Source organism: Rhodopseudomonas sp. AAP120, from assembly GCF_001295845.1.
In the GTDB taxonomy this organism is placed as follows: Bacteria; Pseudomonadota; Alphaproteobacteria; order Rhizobiales; family Xanthobacteraceae; genus Rhodopseudomonas.
On sequence record NZ_LJIC01000025.1, the window covers coordinates 1 to 16,221 of the forward strand.

Genomic DNA, 16,221 nt, shown 5'->3' on the forward strand with positions numbered 1-16,221 from the left:
CCCCGACCCCTCCCCGCCGCAAGGGCGGGGGGAGGGGGAGGAGAGCGCGTTGTGAAATAACTACCTCACCGCCGTCTTTTCGAACTGCCGCAGCATCGTGTTGCCACGCGTCACCGCCGCGTCCAGCGCGTCCTTGGCGGTTTTCTTGCCGGCGAGGGCTTGTTCGATTTCTTCGGCCCAGACGTCGCGGAGTTGGACCATGTTGCCGAGGCGGAGGCCGCGGGAGTTTTCGGTCGGCGGCTTGTTGGTCAGTTCCTTGATCGGCGTTTCGAGATAGGGCTGGTCCTTGTAGAAGCCGTCGGCCTTGGCCTTCTCATAGGCCGCCTTGGTGATCGGCAGATAGCCCGACGCCTTGTGGATCGCGACCTGGCGGTCGGTGTCCGACAGGAAGGCGAGGAACTTGGCGACGCCCTTGTATTCGTCCGGGGTCTTGCCGCCCATCACCCACAGCGAGGCGCCGCCGATGATCGAGTTCTGCGGCGCGTCCTTGACGTCAGGGTAGTAGGGCATCGGCGCGTTGGTCCAATTGAACTTGGCCTGGTTCTTGACGTTGCCGAAGAAGCCCGACGAGGTCAGGAACAGCGGGCACTCGCCCGAGGTGAAGCGGCCCTCGCCGGTGTTGGTGCGGCCGGAGTAATCGTAGGTCTTGTCCTTCTGCAGCTCGATCAGCTTCTCGAGATGCTTGACCTGCAGCGGGCCGTTGAATTCGAGCTTGGTGTCGAAGCCGTCGAGGCCGTTGGCCTTGGAGGCGAGCGGCACATTGTGCCAGGCCGAGAGCTGCTCGAGATTGGCCCAGGTGACCCAGGCGGTCGAGAACCCGCAGGTGGCGTAGCCGGCGGCCTTGAGCTTCTTGGCGTCCTCGAACACCTCGGGCCAGGTCTTCGGGATCTCGGCGATGTCGGCCTTTTTCAGCGCGTCGAGATTGACCCACATCACCATCGAGGATGAATTGAACGGGAACGACAGCATCTCGCCCTTCGAGGTCGAGTAGTAGCCGGTGATCGCCGGCAGATACGCCTTGGGATCGAACGGCTCGCCGGTTTCCTGCATCAGCTTGTAGACCGGCTTCACCGCGCCGGTTGCCGCCATCATGGTGGCGGTGCCGACTTCGAACACCTGCATGATGTGCGGCGCGTTGCCGGCGCGGAACGCCGCGATGCCGGCATTCATGGTGTCGGCATAGCCGCCCTTGTAGGTCGGCACCACCTTGTAGTCGCTCTGCGAGGCGTTGAAGTCGCTGGCGAGCTTGACGACCACGTCGTTGTTGCCGCCGGTCATCGCGTGCCACCACTGGATTTCGGTGACGGCCTGTGCGGGCGAAGCGAGCGCGAAGGTTGTGGCAACGGACGCGGCAAGCGCCGTCAGGCTGAAGGAACGAAGCGTCATCAAGTACCTCCCGAACGAGCGGTCATCTCGTGTACGCGCGCGTTAGCAGCGCCGGATGACAGTCACATGACCCTATAGGCGACGTGGTCGTTAGGAGGAAGCGGCCGAAGTGCAAAGCCCGGAAAAAGACCAACGCCGCCGTGCGGCGGCGCAACAGGAACTTCGGGAGGTTGCACAAGATCACACCGGACGCGAGCGCGGCGCGTCCGGGATGGCGGGTAGCGGAGCCGGCGAGGCCCCGCTACCCAAGGGCTCAGCGCTTGCGCTCCGGGCCGCTGACGATGCCGTCGGCCTTGAGCTTGGCGATGTTGTCCGCCGTATAGCCGAACTCGCCCAGCACCTCGTCGGCGTGCTGGCTGAAGGTCGGCGGGATGTGGCGCAGGCTGGCCTTGGTCCGATCGAACCGGACCGGCGAGGCGATACCCTTGTACCAGTCCTTCTCGATGATATCGCCGCGCGCCTTGACGTGGTCGGAGGCCAGCGCCTTGTCGATCGCCTGCACCGGACCGGCGGGCAGGCCGGCGGCGAGCAACTGGCGGCACAGCGGCTCGGCGTCATGGTTGGCCAGGATCGCCTCCAGCTCGGCGCGCAGTTCCGCGCGGTTGACGACGCGGTCGCGGTTGCGGGCGAAGCGCGGGTCGGTGCCGAGCTCCGGCTTGCCGAGTTCGCGGCACAGCTTGCGGAACGTGCCGTCGTTGCCGACGCCCATGAAGATGTTGCCGTCGCGAGCCGCGAACACCGAATACGGATACAGATTCGGATGCTCGTTGCCGGTGCGCGCCGGCGGCTTGCCGTGCATGAAGAAGTTCGCCGTATGCGGATGCATGATGGCGAGGCCGGTCTCGAACAGCGTCGCCTCGACGAACTGGCCGAGCCCCGACTTCTGCCGCTCCAGCAGTGCCATCAGGATGCCGACGCAGGCGTAGAGGCCGGTCGACATGTCGACCAGCGCGACGCCGATTCGGGTCGGGCCCGAGTCGGGCGTACCCGTCGACTCCATCAGGCCGACCATCGACTGGATGATCGCGTCATAGCCCGGATGGCCGCCATGCGGACCGTCGCCGCCGAAGCCGGAGATCCGGCAATGCACCAGCTGCGGAAATTTCGCCCGCAGCACGTCGTTGCCGATGCCCCATTTGTCGAGCGTGCCGGGCTTGAAGTTCTCGATCATGACGTCGGCGTCTTCGAGCATCTTCATCAGCACGGCGCGGCCGCCCTCGGAGGCGAGGTCGAGGCCGATCGACCGCTTGTTGCGGTTGGTGCCGATGAAATACGCCGCGTCGTCGTCGTGGAAGGGCGGGCCCCAGTCGCGGGTCTCGTCGCCGGCGGGCGGCTCGACCTTGATGACGTCGGCGCCGTGGTCGGCGAGAATCTGGGTGCAGTACGGGCCACCGAGCACGCGCGACAGATCGATCACGCGCAAACCGGCAATCGCGCCGGCCATCAGGGGAGAAGTCATGAGGGCTTTCTTATTGAAGCTTTGATGGGGAGGGCGAACTTACCGGCCCAAGGCGGGTCTTGGCAAATGCCGGGCCGGTTCTCGGCCATGCGCGCGGCTCAACCGCGACGGACTCTCCGGCAGACACGCCGGCGAGGCTGGGTGAAGGCCGGACGGAAATCTCTAGCTGCGCGTCGCCTGCCAGACGCCGTGGCAGCGATCGCCCTGAATCAGGCCGCTCCAGGTGCCGGAGCCGGTGTTGCCGGCGAGGCGGCCGCGGCCGGTCGCCACCGAGGCGCCGACCGAGATCCGAACGGCGACATTGCCGCCGCCGGTGATGCCGCCGGTGACCTTGCCGCCGCCGGCCGAAGCGACGCGGCGGCCCTGCACGGCGAACGGCGCATTGTAGGTCGGGCTGCAATTGCCGCCACGGGTCGCGAACACCACGTTCCAGGTGCCGTCGAAATTGGCGGCGCGGCGCCGGGCCGCTTCGGCATCCGAGGCGGTGAGCGCGATCACCGCGCCCGCAGCCGCCAGCAGGCCGAGACGGCCGAGGCCGGGACGGATCCGCGACAATAGCGGGCGGACGAGGGTTTCCATGTCGGTCTCCAGTTGCGTCTGCCGAATGTCGTCACCGGGCGCAGGGCGTTGTGATCCTGGCGATGCGAACGTCGAACAGTGTGCCACGACGATGCGACGAGGATAGGGGCCGCCGGGTTCGAGTTCGACTGTAAATTGGTGCGAGGGCCGGCGTCCCGGGCGCTGCGGAGCGCCGGCGGGCCGCCGTTAAGCGTTGCCAATCCGGCTTTGCTCTGTCATAAGCCCAGCCTTCACCGCCCGGCTGATCAAGGGCTGCCGTGGCGGTGAGCTCTGCGGGTTCGTCTCTGGTGAGATAAATCCCGCAATTTCAACGCTCTAACGAGCATATTCGCCGCCGCAGCGCCTTCGGGCGCTATTTGCGCGTGGCCTGAGGAGAGCCAAATGCCCAAGTTGAAGACCAAATCGGGCGCCAAAAAGCGCTTCAAAGTCACCGCCACCGGCAAGGTGATGTCCGCCCAGCGCGGCAAGCGCCACGGCATGATCAAGCGCACCAAGAAGCAGATCCGTCAGCTTCGCGGCACCCGCGCGATCTTCAAGACCGACGGCGACAACATCAAGAAGTATTTCTTGCCGAACGCCTGACCGTTCTGGCCGCGCAACCGCGCGGCAACCTCATCATCGGGCCGCGTCCGCGCGGCCACCAAAACCCAATTCAGATGAAGGAGATCAGTCATGGCTCGCGTCAAACGCGGTGTGACGGCTCACGCCAAGCATAAGAAAGTCTACAAGCTCGCCAAGGGTTATCGCGGTCGTCGCAAGAACACGATCCGCACCGCCAAGGCCGCGGTCGACAAGGCCGGCCAGTACGCGTTCCGCGATCGCAAGCGCAAGAAGCGGACGTTCCGCGCGCTGTGGATCCAGCGCATCAACGCCGCGGTGCGGCCGTTCGACATGACCTACAGCGTGTTCATCAACGGCCTGTCGAAGTCCGGCATCGTCGTCGACCGCAAGGTGCTGTCCGACCTCGCGATCAACGAGCCGGCGGCGTTCCAGGCGATCGCCGAGAAGGCCAAGGCCGCGCTCGCGGCCTGAAGGTCTCCACGCGGTTGACCGTCATCGCCGGGCTTGACCCGGCGATCCATCTTTTCAAGAGCGATGGATGCCCGGGTCAAGCCCGGGCATGACTGCATTGGGGAACGGCTTCGCCATGTCCAACCTTCAAGACCTGCAATCCCAGATCCTCGCCGACATCGCTGCGGCGTCCGATGAGGCCGCGCTCGAAGCGGTGCGCGTCGGCGCGCTCGGCAAGAAGGGCTCCGTCTCGGCGCTGCTCGCCACGCTCGGCAAGATGGACCCCGAGCAGCGCAAGACCGAAGGTGCCGCGATCAACCTCGCCAAGGACGCGATCAACGCGGCGCTGAGCGCGCGCCGCGACGTGCTCAAGGCCGCCGCGCTCGATGCGCGGCTCGCCGCCGAAACCATCGACGTCACGCTGCCGCTGCGCGAGCCGCTGGCCGAGGCCGGCCGGATTCATCCGCTCAGCCAGGTGTGGGACGAAGTCACCACGATCTTCGCCGACATGGGCTTTGCGGTCGCCGAAGGTCCGGACATCGAGACCGACGACTACAACTTCACCAAGCTGAACTTCCCCGAGGGCCATCCGGCCCGCGAGATGCACGATACCTTCTACTTCAATCCGAAGGAAGACGGCTCGCGCCTCTTGCTGCGCACTCACACTTCGCCGGTGCAGGTCCGCACCATGCTGAGCCAGAAGCCGCCGATCCGCGTGATCTGTCCGGGGCGCACTTATCGCAGCGACTCGGACCAGACGCACACGCCGATGTTTCATCAGGTCGAAGGGCTGGTGATCGACAAGGGCAGCCGTCTCGGCCATCTGAAGTGGATCCTGCACGAGTTCTGCAAGGCGTTCTTCGAGGTCGACAACGTCAATATGCGGTTCCGGCCGTCGTTCTTCCCGTTCACCGAGCCGTCGCTGGAAGTCGACATCCAGTGCCGCCGCGGCAAGGATGAGATCCGCTTCGGCGAAGGCGAGGACTGGCTGGAGATTTTGGGCTGCGGCATGGTGCACCCCAATGTGCTCACCGCCTGCGGTCTCGATCCCGACGTGTACCAAGGCTTCGCCTGGGGCATGGGCATCGACCGCATCGCCATGCTGAAATACGGCATGAGCGATCTGCGGCAGCTGTTCGAAGCTGATGCGCGCTGGCTGAGCCACTACGGCTTCAAGCCGCTGGACGTGCCGACGCTGGCGGGTGGATTGAGTTCGTGAGCTTGGTCCGATCAGGCGCAGGCGCGTTTGTCGGGCTGAACGCTGAGGTTGCGACGAGCGTCGCCCTCACCCCACCCCTCTCCCGCAAGCGGGAGAGGGAGTTCGGCTCCGACTCGGCGAAGCGGCTTTTACTTACCACCAATCAGTTGAGTGAACCTGTTAGTCTCGGGATCTCACAAGAGCACAGCGCGCTCCCTCTCCCGCTTGCGGGAGAGGGCTGGGGTGAGGGCGATACGGGCACGGAGCTTGCGATGGACGATTCGAAGCAGCCGACCTGGAGCGTGTCGCCCAGCCAGCGCCGCCATGCGCGCGAGCTGCGGAAGAAATCGACCGGTGCGGAGCGGCTGATGTGGGGCGAGCTGCGCGACAAGCGGCTCGGCGGATTTTCGTTCAAGCGACAGGTGCCGATCGGGCCGTTCATCGTGGACTTCGCCTGTCATTCGGCGAAGCTGGTCGTCGAGCTCGATGGTGGTCAGCATTTTGCCGATGACGCCGAACGTGCCGATGCGGCGCGGACGGAAGTGATCGAAGCGCGCGGGTTTCGGGTCATTCGCTTTAGCAACGCCGACGTCATGAGCAATCGCGACGGCGTGTTGCAGAGCATTGCGACCGAGCTTGCGGCAAGGACCCTCACCCCAACCCTCTCCCGCAAGCGGGAGAGGGGGCGCGCCGCGCGTGCGGCTAGGCCACGGCCTACACAAACCAATGCAACACGGCGCTCGTCTGATGCAACGCAGCGCCCGTCACCCGACGATTCGGACTAACCGCATGACTCGCAGCCCCACCATTAGGCATGGCCGGCTCCCTCTCCCGCTTGCGGGAGAGGGGTGGGGTGAGGGTGACGCGGGCACGACCTTGAGCATTCAGCACGACGCGCGCACCGCGCGGCCAGACGGAAGTAACAAGCGATGAAACTCACCCTCTCCTGGCTGAAAGATCATCTCGACACCGACGAGACGCTGGATGCGCTCGCCGACAAGCTCACCATGATCGGGCTCGAGGTCGAGGGCATCGAGGACAAGGCGAAGGCGCTGGCGCCGTTCACGATCGCCAAGGTGCTGAGCGCCGAGAAGCATCCCAACGCCGACAAGCTGCAAGTTTGCAGCGTCGACGCTGGCGATGGCGGCGCGCCAATTCAGGTGGTGTGCGGCGCGCCGAATGCGCGGGCCGGCCTCGTCACCGTGTTCGCGCCGCCCGGCACCTACATTCCGGGCAAGAACATCACGCTCGGCGTCGGCAACATTCGCGGCGTCGAGAGCCGCGGCATGCTGTGCTCGGCGGCCGAACTCGAAATCTCCGACGATCACGACGGCATCATCGAGCTGCCGGCCGATGCGCCGATCGGCGCCGCCTATGCGGACTGGGCCGGGCTCGGCGATCCGGTGCTCGATATTAATCTCACGCCGAACCGGCAGGACTGCGCCGGCGTCTCCGGCATCGCGCGCGATCTCGCCGCGGCCGGCATGGGCAAGTTCAAGGATCCGTCGGTCAAGCCGATCAAGGGCGAGTTTCCGTGCCCGGTCAGCGTCACGGTCGAAGACAGCAAGCTGTGCCCCGGCTTCGCGCTGCGGCTGGTGAAGGGCGTCAAGAACGGGCCGTCGCCGGAATGGCTGCAGAAGCGCCTGGCCGCGATCGGGCTGCGCCCGATCAACGCGCTGGTCGACATCACCAACTACCTGACCTTCGACCGCTCGCGCCCGCTGCACGTGTTCGACGCCGCCAAGGTGAAGGGCAACCTCGTGGTGCGCCGCGCCAAGGACGGCGAGACGCTGCTGGCGCTCGACGGCCGTACCTATACGCTCGATCCCAACGTCTGCGTGATCGCCGACGAGCACGGCGTCGAATCGCTGGCCGGCATCATGGGCGGCGAGCTGTCAGGCTGCTCGGCCGACACCACCGACGTGCTGATCGAATCCGCGTTGTGGAACGAGATCAACATCGCGCAAAGTGGTCGCCGGCTCGGCATCAACACCGACGCGCGCTATCGCTTCGAGCGCGGCGTCGATCCGGCCTTCATGGTGCCGGGGCTCGATCTGGCGACCAAGCTGGTGATGGAGTTCTGCGGCGGCACGCCGTCCGAGACCGTGGTGGTCGGCAATGCGTTCGGCGACGACCGCATCATCGATTTCCCGCTCAGCGAGGTGAAGCGGCTGGCCGGCATCGACGTGCCGTTCGCCGAGGCGCGCCGCATCCTGACGCAGCTCGGCTTCATGGTGGCCGGGCAGGGCGCGGTGGTGAAGGTCGCGGTGCCGTCGTGGCGCAGCGACGTGCACGGCAAGGCCGACATCGTCGAGGAAATCGTCCGCATCTACGGCGTCGACAAGGTGCCGATGACGCCGTTCGAACGCGGCGATGCGCCGCGCAAGCCGGTGCTGACCCAGATCCAGACTCGCACCCGCCGCGCCAAGCGCGCGTTGGCGGCGCGCGGCCTGACCGAAGCGGTGACCTGGTCGTTCATCGCCAAGCAAGCGGCCGAATTGTTCGGCGGCGGCCAGCCGGAGCTGGCGCTGGCCAATCCGATCGCGTCGGACCTCTCCGACATGCGGCCGAGCCTGCTGCCGGGGCTGATCGCCTCGGCGCAGGCCAATGCGGATCGCGGCTATCCGGATCTGGCGCTGTTCGAGGTCGGGCAGATCTTCCGGGGCGACCGGCCGCAGGATCAGTTCGTGGCTGCGAGCGGCGTGCGCCGCGGTGTCGCGTCGTCGGCCGGGCTCGGCCGGCACTGGTCGGGCTCGGCGCCGGCGACCGCGCTCGACGCCAAGGCCGATGCGTTCGCGGTGCTGGCCGCGGCCGGCGCGCCGATGGCCGGGCTGCAGATCGCAACGAACAAGCTGCCGGCCTGGCTGCATCCGGGCCGCTCCGGCGCGATCCAGATCGGGCCGCAGAACGTGCTCGGTTGTTTCGGTGAGCTGCATCCGCGCGTGCTCGAGCAGCTCGGCGCCGACGGCCCGGTGGTGGCGTTCGAGGTGATCCTCGATCGGATCCCCGACGCCAAGCAGCGCCCGACCCGCGCCAAGCCGGCGCTGGAGCTGTCGGCGTTCCATCCGGTGTCGCGCGACTTCGCCTTCATTGTGGGTCGCCAGGTCGCGGCCGCCGATCTGGTGCGCGCCGCGCAGGGCGTCGACAAGAAGCTGATCACGTCGGTCGGCGTGTTCGACGTCTACGAGGGTAAGGGCATCGACCCCGACAAGAAGTCGGTGGCGATCGCCGTCACGCTGCAGCCGCGCGACAAGACCATGACCGATGCGGAGATCGACGCGGTCGGCGCCAAGATCGTGGCGGAAGTGACGAAGAAGACCGGCGGCACGCTGCGCGGTTAATGCGCTGAACTAACTACTTCAGCGCCCGCGTCGCCCTCACCCCAACCCTCTCCCGCAAGCTGGAGAGGGGGCTCGCTGCCGTCGGGGCGATGGATCTGCCAACACCAGTCTATCGGCAAACCAAAACCCTCTCCCCACGCACGGCGCGCTCCCTCTCCCGCTTGCGGGAGAGGGCTGGGGTGAGGGGGCCCCGGGCAGTGAGCTGATGGCAAACTCGCGATAAGTAAGCGAAGCTATCGCCACCACGACGGCGCACCGCTGGCGGTGGCGGGCGGGCGTTCGCGGGGTGGCTGGCGTTCGCGGCGGGGCTTTGGCTTGCGCGCCGGCTTCTCCGCCTCGGGCTGTTTCGCCGGGCCGAGGCGTTTCAGCGCGGCGTCGGCGGCGCGTTCGCCGGAGTCCCAGGCGCCCTGCACGGTGCCCCAGAGATTTTCGTGGGTGGCTTCGCCGGCGATGAACAGCGTGCCGAGCGGCTCGCCGAGCACGCGGCGCATCGGCTGTGCGCCCGGCGCTGCCGCCGACATCGCGCCCTGCACGTACGGGTTGGCGTTCCAGCGCGTCACCGCCTGGCGTTCGACCGATTTGGTGATCTCGCTGCCGAACAGCTTGCCGAGCCATTCCAGCGCGAACGCCTGCATCGCATCCTCGCCCTGCGCCGACAGCTCGCGGCCGAAGGTGCCGGCAACGTCGACGGTGCACAGTGACGAGCCGTTGATGTTGGCGTAGAGCGCGGCGGTGCGCGGGCCGCTGCTCTGCTCGATCAGCAATTCGTCGCGCGACAGGCCGAGCGGGTTGCCCTTGAACTGCAGCGCGATGCGATCGGTGCTGCCGAGCCCGAGCTTGGCGGCGGCGTCGAGCTGGCGCTTCGGCAGTTCCGGCGTGAACTTGATGGCGCCCGAACCCAGCACATTGGTCGAGACCGTGAGGATCACCGCCTTGGCGGCAATCCGTCCCGACGCGGTCTCAACGGCGGTGTCGCGGCCGTTCCAGACGATGCGGCTGACCGGCGTCGACGTCACCAGCGGCAGCGGCGCGGCGAGCCGTGCCAGCAGCGTGCCGAGTCCCTGCTTGGCGCCGACCAGCATGTTGCGGTCCGGCGCGCGGCTTTCGTCCATCGCCGACAGGTCTTTCAGATCGGTGCCGCTCGCATAGGGGCCGAGCGCGAAATCGATGGTCGGACCCCAGTCGCCGAGATCCTTCGGCAGCGCGGCCGCGCAGGACACGTCGACCTTGCCGCGCGCGGCCTCGTCGATGGCGCGGCTGGCGCGCACCAATGTCGCCAGATAGTCCTCGGTCTCGCGGGCCCGCGCATTGCGGCGGCCGATCCGGATCTTCTGCCCGGGCGGCGCCGGCACGATGTCGATGCCGACGCTGCGCGCCTGCTTGGCGATCGGGTTGCTGTCCGGGTTGTGCAGGAAGCGCGCGCCGCGATCGAACGGCGCCGCGAAGCTGTCGGTGTCGGTGATGCAGCGGCCGCCGGGCTGCGCCGCGGCTTCGACCACCAGCACCTTGCGGCCCGCCGCCACGATGCGCCGCGCCGCCGCGATCCCCGCCGCGCCGGCGCCGACCACCACCACATCGACCTCGCGCGGCAGCGCCGCGCGCGCCCGGGTCGCGAACGCCGGGACCAGCACGAGGCCGGCGGAGGCGGCAAGGAAGCTGCGGCGCGAGATTGTCATGTCATGGTTTCCAAAGCCTTTGCGACCAGCGCGTCGGCCCCTGGCGCAGCGTTGACGCGTCACTCGGGCCCGGCTGCGGGCCGCATGCGCACGGTCGATGCAACTTGCCGGAATCGCTGCAGCGCGGCAACGGGGCATGGTGAATCAGATGTACGCGCGATGCGGAACCGATGAACTAAATTGCAACGGCTCTGGCCAATCATCGGCCGGCGAGAATCCCGATCGCGACGGGGCCGGAGCGGACAGATGGGTTTGGTACTCGATGCCATCGGCAAGATGCTTGCCGGCTATCTGCAGAAGGAAGAGCCGGGCTACGAGCCGTTCACGCCGAGCGATCCGGACCATCTGCGCAGCATCATGCAGCCGGGCGACGTGCTGCTGGTCGAAGGCAATGCGCGGATCTCCGGCATCATCAAATATCTGACGCAGTCGACCTGGTCGCACGCGGCGCTGTATGTCGGGCCGATCGACGGCGCGGTGGCGCCGGACGGCGAGCCGCACGTGCTGATCGAGGCCAATATCGGCGAGGGCGTCACCTCGTCGCCGCTGTCGCGGCATCTGGCCTATCACACCCGGATCTGCCGGCCGGTCGGGCTGTCCTACGAGGATCGCCACACCGTCTGCCGCTACGCCATCAACCGCATCGGCTTCGGCTACGATACCAAGAACATCATCGACCTGATGCGCTATCTGGTACCGCTGCCGGTGCCGCAGCGCTGGCGGCGGCGGATGATCGCGCTCGGCTCCGGCGATCCGACCAAGATCATCTGCTCGGCGCTGATCGCGCAGGCGTTCGATGCGGTGCGCTATCCGATCCTGCCGAAGATCACCAAAGCGGGCAGCCGCGCGGCACGGCGCGAGATTCTGCACATCCGCGACTCCTCGCTGTACATGCCGCGCGATTTCGACATCTCGCCGTATTTCGACGTGGTGAAGCCGACCATCGTGGGCGGCTTCGACTACACGGCGCTGCACTGGGCCGACAAGCAGAAGCCGCTGGCGGATGTCGCGGGGCCGTTTGGCCCGTCGCAGGAGGCCTGCGCGGACGCGCCGCCGCTGGTGCCCGAGCCGGCTGCCGCGGCAGCGCTGTCCCACCAGGCCGAGCCGACGCTGGCCGAGCAGTTGCAGACGTCCGAGCGCTGCCTCGGCGACGATGCCGTCGCCGCCTGGCCCCGCGCCCGGCGTGCCGATTGAGCGCGCGCTGTCGTTTGCAACGAGCCGGGCGGATAGCGACGGCGCCTGTGGTCTGATCCCGGCACGGGCGCCAGCCCGGCGCGCGAGCGTGGCCTGCCTCTGCGGATGACGCCGGCGATGTCGGAGACCGCTGGCCTCAGGCCACGCGCGCGGACTCCAATGCGCCGGGCGCGGCGGCGTTGCCCTGCAGATCGAGCAGGCCCTTGACGTCCTCGTTCGGCCGGGCGGGGCTGAACAGGAAGCCCTGCGCCTCGTGGCAGCCTTCGGCGCGCAGCCAGCTCAGCTCGGCTTCGGTCTCGACGCCTTCGGCCGTGATGGTGACGCCGAGGCCCATGCCGAGGCTGATGATGGCGCGGACGATCGCCTGCGAGTCGCGGTTGTCGCACAGGCCGCGCACGAACGACTGATCGATCTTGATCTTGTCGAACGGGAAGCTGCGCAGATAGCTCAGCGACGAATAGCCGGTGCCGAAATCGTCCATCGAGATGCGGACGCCGAGCGCGCGCAGCGCATGCAGCGTGGCGATCACCTGGCTGCTCTTTTCCAGCAGCAGCGTCTCGGTGATCTCGAGTTCGAGCCGGCGCGGCGGCAGGCCGGACTGCTTCAGCGCATCCATCACGGTCGCCATCAGATTGCCGACCCGGAATTGCAGCGGCGACAGGTTGACGGCGACGCGGATGTCGTCCGGCCAGCGCGCGGCGTCGAGGCAGGCCTGGCGCAACACCTGGGCGCCGATCGCGTTGATCAGGCCGGTGTCCTCGGCGACCGGGATGAACTCCGCCGGCGAGATCATGCCGCGCTCCGGATGCGGCCAACGCACCAGCGCCTCGCAGCCGGTGATCAGGCCGTTACCGAGGCCGATCAGCGGCTGATAGTAAGGCCGCAGCACGTCGTGGCGCAGCGCCGCGCGCAGGTCGGTTTCGATCTTGCGCCGCGCCTGGGCGCGCGCGTCCATGCCGGGCTCGAAGAAGCTGAAGCTGCCGCGGGAATCCTTCTTGGCGCGCGACAGCGCCATGTCGGCGTTCATCAGCAGCTTCTCGGAATCGTCGCCGTCGACCGGCGCCACCGCGATGCCGATGCTGGCGCTGGCAACCACCGAATGGCCCTCGAGCAGATACGGCTCGGCGATGGCGTTGAGCAGTCGCTTGGCCAGCAGCGTGATGTCCTCGGGGCGCTTGATGCCGGTCTGGATCACGGCGAATTCGTCGGAGTTGAGCCGCGCCAGCGGGTCTTCCTCGCGCAGCGTCGAGCGCAGCCGCCGGGCGATGCCGCGCAGCAGCTTGTCGCCGACCGCGTGGCCGAGCGTGTCGTTGACCGCCTTGAAGTGATCGACGCCGATGAACAGCACGGCGATTTTTTCGCCGGTGCGCCGCGTCTGCGCCAGCAATTCGTCGAGCCGTTTGCGCAGCAGGTTGCGGTTCGGCAGGCCGGTGAGGCCGTCGTGATGCGCCATGAAGGCGAGCCGCATTTCGGCGCGTTTGCGCTCGGTGATGTCCATCAGCGCCAGCAGCACCGCGGGCTCGCCGTTATAGGTGAGCTGGCGGGCGTAGATGGCGAGGTCGATCAGCGAGCCGTCGGCCTTGACGTGTTTCCAGGTCCGCGCCGCGCGCTCTTCGCTGCTGGCGTCGCCGTCCCACGGCAGCTCGGTCTCGAACGCCTGCAGCCGGCGGATGGTGAGTTCGGCGAACTCGGTCGGCGAGTAGCCGTAGTGTTCGACCGCGGCGTCGTTGACGGCGAGGATGCGCTCGTTGTGCAGCGAGCAGACGATCATCGGCACCGGATTGCTCTCGAACATCAGCCGGAACGAGGCTTCGCGCTGCTTCAGTTCGGTGATGTCGACGCGCAGGCCGATCACGCCGCCGTCCGAGGTGGTGCGCTCCTCGATCTGGATGCAGCGGCCGTCGGCCAGCACCTGCTCGTGGCTGTGGCCGGGATGAAACAGCCGGCGCATCCGCTCGGCGATCCATTCGTCCTCGCGGCCGACCGCCTCCGGATAGTCGCCGCGCGCGACGCCGACCCGCATCGTGTCCTGGATCCGCGCGCCGGGTTTGAACAGATCGGCGCTGGCCTTGTAGATCTCGGCGTAGCGCTTGTTCCAGAGGATGTAGCGGCCCTCGGCATCGAGGAAGACGATGCCCTGCGGCAGCAGGTCGATCGCCTCGCGCAGCCGCTCGTGCGACTTGCGGGCTTCCGCCAGCGCGGCTTCGACCGCGCGTTCGCGCTCGGCCGCAATCGGCGCGCGCGGGCCGCGCGTCGGCAGCGCCGGCAGCTTGGCGCCGCCCTTGGTGGAGGAGCGGCGTTTCGGCTTACGGGTGTCCGCACATCGCCTGGATGTCTTGTTGGTCCTCAGCCGGATCTGCGGCATTCCCACGCCCCACACGCAATCTGCGACCTCATTGTGCAATATGTGTCTGAAAAAAAAGTGTAATGCTTTGCGTGGCATTTTCAGTGCCTTGCCGGGCAGGGCGGTCGCCGGCACCCAGGCGACGCGAATTCTGCGGCCCATTCGCGCAATGTGGCTGATGGCCGGTGTTCCAATGGTGGATTTGCTGGCTTTTCGGGCGGCAAGGCCGGGCGAGTCTAAATCCGTGCCAATGTGGCGGCTGGTTAGTTCCGCGTTAAAAACGGCTCGTTCGCCGGTTTTCTGAGCGGTTTTGACCGGGATGGCGGCAGTCGGCCACGTCCGTTTGGCTGATTTTACCGGTCCGTTCGGCTATAAGCCGGGGATGCGTCGCCGATCGATTCCCGCCGGATTGCTGCTGGCCACCGCGCTGCTCCTCGGCTCGGGCGCCTTGGTGCAGGCCCAGGACAAAGGCGTGGTCAATCCGAAGCCGCTGCCGCCGCTCGCCAATCCCAACGATCCGGATCTCGCCGCCCGCGAACTGTTCGCGCGCCGCTATCTGCCCGCGGCGCTGCCGCCGCGGCCGATCGGCTTCTACGCCCATGGTTGCCTCGCCGGCGGCGAGGCGCTGCCGATCACCGGCAAGACCTGGCAGGTGATGCGGCTGTCGCGCAACCGCTTCTACGCCTATCCGGCGATGGTCGATCTGATCCAGCGGCTGTCCGCGAAGGCGCAGCGCGACGCCGGCTGGCCCGGCATCCTGGTCGGCGACATGTCGCAGCCGCGCGGCGGCCCGATGCTGACCGGCCACGCCAGCCACCAGGTCGGGCTCGACGCCGACATCTGGCTGACGCCGATGCCGAACCGGCAGCTGTCGCGCAACGAGCGCGAGGAGATGTCCGCCACCATGATGGTGCGGCCGGATCGGCTCGATATCGATCCCAAAGTGTGGACGCCGACGCACTGGAAGGTGATCCGCGCTGCCGCGCAGGAGCCGGCGGTCGAGCGCATCTTCGTCAATGCGGCGATCAAGAAGGCGCTGTGCCGCGAGGCCAAGGGCGACCGCGCCTGGCTCGGCAAGGTGCGGCCGATGTACGGCCACGATTATCACTTCCACATTCGGATCTCCTGTCCGCACGGCAGCCCCGGTTGTGAATCGCAGCCGGAGCCGCCGGCGGGCGAAGGCTGCGCGCCGGCCGATCTCGCCTATTGGTTCTCCGACGCGGTGCTGCATCCGAAGCCGCCGAAAGAGCCGCCGAAGCCGAAAAAGCCGCTGACGCTCGCCGACCTGCCGACCGAGTGCCGCGCGGTGCTGAACGCGCCCGACCAGCGGCCCGATTAGGACGCACGGCACCTCAGTAGGGTGCCGGACCTCGACACGACGGTATCTGCATGATTAATTGCCGTCGCTAAGGGGCAATTGATGCGGTCGCAGCTACGCAGAGTGCTGCCGGTCTTCTTCGTCGCGTTGTGGGTGCAGATCTTCGCACCGATCGGCGTGTACTTCGCGGAAGCCGGCCAGCGGACCAGTGGTCTGTTCTCGACCGCGATCTGCCATGCCGACGATGCATCGACCGATCAGAGCGGCCAGCCCGGTCACGCCATCCAATGCGTGCAGTGCTGCCTGGCCGGCATCGCCGGCCCGATCGATACGCCGGTCTTCATCGCCCAGGCGATGCCGTGGCGGAGCTTTGCGCGGATCGCCTGGCGGGAGCAGACACCCGTTCGAACTCAGGGCCGCGGTAGTTCGGATACCCAGGCGCGCGCGCCACCAGCCTTTTCCTGAGCCATTCCGTTCGTCACTGGCGCGGTTCGCCGTGCCGTCAAAGGGCTTTTGCGGTCAGCGCCGAGGCGTTGCCGCCAGGAAGGTTTCACCACTATGTCTCGCATCTCCGCCCTTTCGGGGGCGAGTGCGGCTGCGATCGGGCTGATGCTGACGGCATCGGCCGGGACCGCCCGCGCTCAGACCACGCCGCAGCATCTGCCGTCGGTCACGGTCGAGGCGCCGGCTCCGGCCCGCGCCAAGCCGGCGGCAC

General features: G+C 67.4%; 13 protein-coding genes. 8 read left to right on the forward strand and 5 right to left on the reverse strand.

The genetic code is table 11. From position 1 onward, the window contains the following. Positions 1 to 60 precede the first annotated feature (60 nt). From ugpB to IP86_RS05595, 3 genes are all read right to left on the reverse strand, one after another. Entirely contained in the window at positions 61 to 1,386 is a 1,326-nt protein-coding gene (ugpB, locus tag IP86_RS05585; RefSeq protein WP_054161533.1) for a sn-glycerol-3-phosphate ABC transporter substrate-binding protein UgpB, read from the reverse strand. 253 nt (positions 1,387 to 1,639) lie between these two features. Next, positions 1,640 to 2,845, reverse strand: a complete 1,206-nt coding sequence (locus IP86_RS05590; protein WP_054161534.1) for a CaiB/BaiF CoA transferase family protein — start codon at positions 2,843 to 2,845, stop codon at positions 1,640 to 1,642. Positions 2,846 to 3,007: 162 nt separating this feature from the next. Continuing rightward, a complete protein-coding gene (locus tag IP86_RS05595; protein WP_054161535.1) occupies positions 3,008 to 3,424 on the reverse strand; it encodes a hypothetical protein in 417 nt (138 codons plus the stop codon). 381 nt (positions 3,425 to 3,805) lie between these two features. Here IP86_RS05595 and rpmI point away from each other — a divergent pair, with 381 nt between their 5' ends. From rpmI to pheT, 5 genes are all read left to right on the forward strand, one after another. Beyond that, positions 3,806 to 4,006, forward strand: coding sequence for a 50S ribosomal protein L35 (gene rpmI / locus IP86_RS05600; protein WP_011155610.1), 201 nt, complete (start codon positions 3,806 to 3,808; stop codon positions 4,004 to 4,006). Positions 4,007 to 4,096: 90 nt separating this feature from the next. Next, positions 4,097 to 4,456: a 50S ribosomal protein L20 gene (rplT, locus tag IP86_RS05605; protein WP_054161536.1), complete on the forward strand. Its 360-nt coding sequence runs from the start codon at positions 4,097 to 4,099 to the stop codon at positions 4,454 to 4,456. Between the two features lie 115 nt (positions 4,457 to 4,571). Next, positions 4,572 to 5,654 (forward strand): phenylalanine--tRNA ligase subunit alpha, encoded by a 1,083-nt coding sequence (pheS, locus tag IP86_RS05610; RefSeq protein WP_054161542.1) that lies wholly within the window; start codon positions 4,572 to 4,574, stop codon positions 5,652 to 5,654. A gap of 251 nt (positions 5,655 to 5,905) precedes the next feature. Next, complete coding sequence (locus tag IP86_RS05615; protein WP_054161543.1) at positions 5,906 to 6,418, forward strand: endonuclease domain-containing protein; 513 nt, start codon at positions 5,906 to 5,908, stop codon at positions 6,416 to 6,418. 144 nt (positions 6,419 to 6,562) lie between these two features. Next, complete coding sequence (gene pheT, locus IP86_RS05620; RefSeq protein ID WP_054161537.1) at positions 6,563 to 8,974, forward strand: phenylalanine--tRNA ligase subunit beta; 2,412 nt, start codon at positions 6,563 to 6,565, stop codon at positions 8,972 to 8,974. A 233-nt stretch (positions 8,975 to 9,207) separates the two neighbouring features. On the opposite strand, the gene IP86_RS05625 is transcribed toward pheT, so the two are convergent. Continuing rightward, positions 9,208 to 10,650 carry a flavin monoamine oxidase family protein gene (locus tag IP86_RS05625; RefSeq protein ID WP_054161538.1) on the reverse strand — a complete coding sequence of 481 codons (1,443 nt, stop codon included), beginning with the start codon at positions 10,648 to 10,650 and terminating at the stop codon, positions 9,208 to 9,210. A 246-nt stretch (positions 10,651 to 10,896) separates the two neighbouring features. Between IP86_RS05625 and IP86_RS05630 the strand changes: the two genes are divergently transcribed. Next, positions 10,897 to 11,844 carry a YiiX/YebB-like N1pC/P60 family cysteine hydrolase gene (locus tag IP86_RS05630; protein WP_054161539.1) on the forward strand — a complete coding sequence of 316 codons (948 nt, stop codon included), beginning with the start codon at positions 10,897 to 10,899 and terminating at the stop codon, positions 11,842 to 11,844. Between the two features lie 136 nt (positions 11,845 to 11,980). Here the strand turns inward: IP86_RS05630 and IP86_RS05635 are convergent, their stop codons facing one another. Next, positions 11,981 to 14,209 (reverse strand): putative bifunctional diguanylate cyclase/phosphodiesterase, encoded by a 2,229-nt coding sequence (locus IP86_RS05635; protein ID WP_054161540.1) that lies wholly within the window; start codon positions 14,207 to 14,209, stop codon positions 11,981 to 11,983. Positions 14,210 to 14,570: 361 nt separating this feature from the next. Between IP86_RS05635 and mepA the strand changes: the two genes are divergently transcribed. Beyond that, entirely contained in the window at positions 14,571 to 15,527 is a 957-nt protein-coding gene (mepA, locus tag IP86_RS05640) for a penicillin-insensitive murein endopeptidase (RefSeq protein ID WP_054161544.1), read from the forward strand. A gap of 81 nt (positions 15,528 to 15,608) precedes the next feature. Next, positions 15,609 to 15,971, forward strand: a complete 363-nt coding sequence (locus tag IP86_RS05645; protein WP_156332411.1) for a DUF2946 family protein — start codon at positions 15,609 to 15,611, stop codon at positions 15,969 to 15,971. Positions 15,972 to 16,221: the final 250 nt, after the last annotated feature.

Excerpts from the sequence above, each read along its gene's own strand:
- ugpB (WP_054161533.1), bottom strand. The coding sequence starts at position 1,386 with ATGACGCTTCGTTCCTTCAGCCTGACGGCGCTTGCCGCGTCCGTTGCC.
- IP86_RS05590 (WP_054161534.1), bottom strand. The coding sequence starts at position 2,845 with ATGACTTCTCCCCTGATGGCCGGCGCGATTGCCGGTTTGCGCGTGATC.
- IP86_RS05595 (WP_054161535.1), bottom strand. The coding sequence starts at position 3,424 with ATGGAAACCCTCGTCCGCCCGCTATTGTCGCGGATCCGTCCCGGCCTC.
- rpmI (WP_011155610.1), top strand. The coding sequence starts at position 3,806 with ATGCCCAAGTTGAAGACCAAATCGGGCGCCAAAAAGCGCTTCAAAGTC.
- rplT (WP_054161536.1), top strand. The coding sequence starts at position 4,097 with ATGGCTCGCGTCAAACGCGGTGTGACGGCTCACGCCAAGCATAAGAAA.
- pheS (WP_054161542.1), top strand. The coding sequence starts at position 4,572 with ATGTCCAACCTTCAAGACCTGCAATCCCAGATCCTCGCCGACATCGCT.
- IP86_RS05615 (WP_054161543.1), top strand. The coding sequence starts at position 5,906 with ATGGACGATTCGAAGCAGCCGACCTGGAGCGTGTCGCCCAGCCAGCGC.
- pheT (WP_054161537.1), top strand. The coding sequence starts at position 6,563 with ATGAAACTCACCCTCTCCTGGCTGAAAGATCATCTCGACACCGACGAG.
- IP86_RS05625 (WP_054161538.1), bottom strand. The coding sequence starts at position 10,650 with ATGACAATCTCGCGCCGCAGCTTCCTTGCCGCCTCCGCCGGCCTCGTG.
- IP86_RS05630 (WP_054161539.1), top strand. The coding sequence starts at position 10,897 with ATGGGTTTGGTACTCGATGCCATCGGCAAGATGCTTGCCGGCTATCTG.
- IP86_RS05635 (WP_054161540.1), bottom strand. The coding sequence starts at position 14,209 with ATGCCGCAGATCCGGCTGAGGACCAACAAGACATCCAGGCGATGTGCG.
- mepA (WP_054161544.1), top strand. The coding sequence starts at position 14,571 with ATGCGTCGCCGATCGATTCCCGCCGGATTGCTGCTGGCCACCGCGCTG.
- IP86_RS05645 (WP_156332411.1), top strand. The coding sequence starts at position 15,609 with ATGCGGTCGCAGCTACGCAGAGTGCTGCCGGTCTTCTTCGTCGCGTTG.